The sequence below is a fragment of the Sphingomonas sp. STIS6.2 genome (assembly GCF_000732685.2).
Taxonomy (GTDB): Bacteria; Pseudomonadota; Alphaproteobacteria; order Sphingomonadales; family Sphingomonadaceae; genus Sphingomonas; species Sphingomonas aerolata.
Genome location: NZ_JPDP02000103.1, coordinates 1 through 3,337 on the forward strand (window position 1 = coordinate 1; position 3,337 = coordinate 3,337).

General features: G+C 60.0%; 3 protein-coding genes and 1 pseudogene. All 4 read right to left on the reverse strand.

The annotated features are described in order from the left end of the window. Positions 1–205 (reverse strand): annotated as a pseudogene (locus sphst_RS13385) (YihY/virulence factor BrkB family protein); the annotation flags it as partial. A 74-nt stretch (positions 206–279) separates the two neighbouring features. Then, a complete protein-coding gene (locus sphst_RS13390) occupies positions 280–1,572 on the reverse strand; it encodes a cation:proton antiporter (RefSeq protein ID WP_031394086.1) in 1,293 nt (430 codons plus the stop codon). A 114-nt stretch (positions 1,573–1,686) separates the two neighbouring features. After that, on the reverse strand, positions 1,687–2,379 hold the full coding sequence (locus tag sphst_RS13395) for a CsbD family protein (protein WP_051916368.1): 693 nt from the start codon (positions 2,377–2,379) through the stop codon (positions 1,687–1,689). A 25-nt stretch (positions 2,380–2,404) separates the two neighbouring features. Beyond that, entirely contained in the window at positions 2,405–3,025 is a 621-nt protein-coding gene (locus sphst_RS13400) for an OmpA family protein (RefSeq protein ID WP_043156837.1), read from the reverse strand. Positions 3,026–3,337: the final 312 nt, after the last annotated feature.

Sequence of the window (3,337 nt, forward strand, 5' to 3'; positions counted from 1 at the left end):
GGGCGTAGCCCAGCACTACGGCGCCCAGCATAGGCACCATGGCGAGCACGCCGCAGAAAGCCACGCCGGAGGCAACAAGGCTGATGTTATATTGGCCTGCTTCCTTCCATGCTCGCAGAGTAATGTCTTTCCAGCCTTTTGCAGGGATAGCCCAGGGACTGCCAGCGTCGTGCCCTCTCGCGTTCCGCTTGTTCGTCTCGGTCATGCCTTGTCCCTTTACGCGTCTCTTGCATCTGGCATGCGATCGCCGTTCTCACGCTACCCTGATGCAGAGTTGCCTCAAGCGCCCACGGCGGGAGGCGCATCCTTGTCTGGATCTCGCCCGTGTTGCTGATCGACCAAACGCATGATTGGCGTCACGGTGAGGCCGTGCAGAACGATCGAAAACAGCACAACCAGTCCGAGGAGGCCCCACAGACGTTCGGCCGCATCGACGTGGATGTGATTCAGACCATAGGCCAGATAATAGATCGATCCGACGCCGCGGATGCCGAAAAAGGCCAGCGTCAGCTGCTCCGAGCGGTCAGCCTGGTGGCCGGTCAAGCCGATCAGTCCAGTAATCGGGCGGATGACCAGCAGGATCACGAGCGCGATCAGCGCATCCGTCAACGATACCGAATTCAGGAGCCCGCTGACCAGCGCACCGCCAAACAGCAATAGCAAGACCATCATTGCCAGCCGTTCGATCTGCTCGGTGACGTCGTGCATGTCGTGATGAAAGTCGTGCGTTCGGTGCGTCCCTCGAAACGTCAAAGCAGTCACGAACACGGCGAGGAAGCCGTAGCAGTGGATGATCTCGGTAAAGCCGTAGGAGATGCAGGTCGCAGCCAGCGCGATCAGGCCGTCACCGGTCTGCGCAAGCTTGGTTTGCGCGGGTACGTGGAATGTCACCCAGCCAAAGGCCCGACCGATCAGCCAGCCAGCGCCGACGCCGGCGCCTACTTCCCATAAGACCCGGTACGTCAGCCACTCACCCAGCCACGGCTTGCTGCTCCCGGCTGCGGTTGCGGCTGCCAGCATAATGGCAAGATGGACGAACGGGAACGCAAAGCCATCATTGAGGCCGGCTTCGGACGTCAACCCAAACCGTACCTCGTCTTCGTCTTCGCTCTTGGGCGGCCCGACCTGAATGTCGGCTGCCAGGACAGGATCCGTGGGGGCCAAGCTGGCAGCAAGCAGCAAAGCGATCGCCCATGGCAGTCCCATTCCCCATGCCGTCACCGCCGTGATAGCCAGAATGCCCAGCGGCATCGTGATCGCCAACAGCCGCCAGGTAACCGCCCAGTCCTGCCACCTGAACACCCGGTCAATCTTCAGACCAGCCCCCATCAGCGCGATGATCACGACAAACCCGGTGAAGCGTTCAGTGATCTCGGGATAAAGAAGCGGCAGCGGCCTGAGCGTGACCTGCGGCAACGAGAACAGCGCAGCGCCGAGCGCGATACAGACGATCGGCAACGACAGCGGTAGCTTACGAAGCGCCAGCGGTAACCAGACAACCAGCGCGGTAAGCAGGCCAAAGCCGGTGAGAATGAGGATATATGGGTCGGGGAGCCCGGAAGCGGCGATCATGACGGGTCTTTCCGGTGGGGGATGACACTGCCGCAGGAAGGCGAGCATTCTTAATCGCTAAAGAACTAGGAGATGGTGAGCGATGGCAATGCCATCGCTCACCATCATTTTAGTCTACGAGCGGTCTGGGCCCTTGCCCTGCTCACTCTCACCACGACGTTCCTGCTCGATACCGTCGTGTTTCAGGTTCTCGTTTCCAAACACGCTGCCGGTTGCCTGCTTGACGTTACCAAGCGCCTCGTCAGCCATGCCCTTCGCCTTGCTACTAATGCTGTGGTCGTTGCCGTACGAGCGTACCCGCGACGAACCACGGTCTAGATCTCGACGGCCGTAGATCGATGACGTGTTAGCAGGTGGTACATCGTCACCAGACGTTGCAAATGCCCGATCCGGCGAAGCATCGAGACCATAGCTGGCAGCGGTAGCCGCTGCCTCGGCTGGCTCGTAGTTCCAACCCGACGAACGCCAGGATTCGGCACGTTCATCGATATCGACCGTGTTTGCTTCTTCCAGGACGCGGACGGCCTCACCGACGGCATCGTCATCGACGTCTGCGGTCAGAAGGAAGCCGCCACGACGCACGCCCTCTTCGTATGTGTGGCGGTCATGGTCAGGCAGAAATGCATTCTTGATCGACGCCCAAATGCCGCGATCCTCGTGCGTCGAGCGCGTGGTTTCACTGTAGCCGTCGCTGGTCTTGTCATGGACGCGGATGTGATCGGCATCCACGCGTGACTGCTTTAGGCGTTCCTGGGCCGCTTCGGCGTCGTTACGGTCATCGAATAAGGCGGTGATGGTACGGGTCATGATTGTCTCCAGATGTGTCACTGCATTAGCGCGAGGTTACGACCAACTCGGTGCGGCGATTCTCAGCCTGACCGGCAGTCGTAGCGTTGGTGTCGACCGGATCGGTCTCACCGCCAGACACGGTTTCGATGCGAGCGGCATCGATACCCTGCGCAACCAAGGCCGCCTTGACCGCGTCGGCGCGCGCCTTGCCAAGAGCAACGTTAGCCGCTGCCGGCCCCCGAGCGTCGGCATAGCCTGCGATGCGGACGCGTGTGTTTGCATACTGCTTGAGGACAGTAGCAATGGTCGCCACTTCCTGTGCGTCGCCGGCACGCAACGTGCTCTTAGCCGTATCAAAAGCCAGTTGTTCGAACTGGAATGTCCGTGGCGCAGCTTCGGTACCATTGAGGTAACCACCAAGGCCTGAGGTGCCCGAAAGCGCTGTAGCCGACAACGCGCCTGGGGTCGTTGCAACGACTTGGGTCGGCGACGAACTGGGTGTCGGTGCAACTGCGACTGTCTCGTCATGCCCGCAACGGCTGAGTGTAAACAGCAGCGCCAAAACACCTGCGGCAAGCGCAATCCAGGCAAGCCAGTTAACTTTTTTCTTCTCGATATGAATCGAGCGCGGAGGAGCCCCGTCCTTGTTGTGTGGATCGGCCATTATGTTCCCCTATCATCGCGCCATCGTAGCGCGACATTTGATACTGGAGCGTAACGACTGATGCGGGGCATTAGGTTCCTGATCCATCCAGACCATTGCTCCAGGTCTATACGATTATCGGAAGGTCGATCGTGGTCCCGATGACTATCGTTTCTCGGAATGGGGCAGGTCTAAGAGCGGCATGATGCAAGCGCGCCGGTGTCGCAAAAGTCGCGACATACGAGACGTCCGAAACTTGGCGAAGCCGAACGGAAACGGGGAGGGCTCGCCTCCCCGCTTTCGTTTATGCCTCCTCGGCTACCTTGGTTGCGC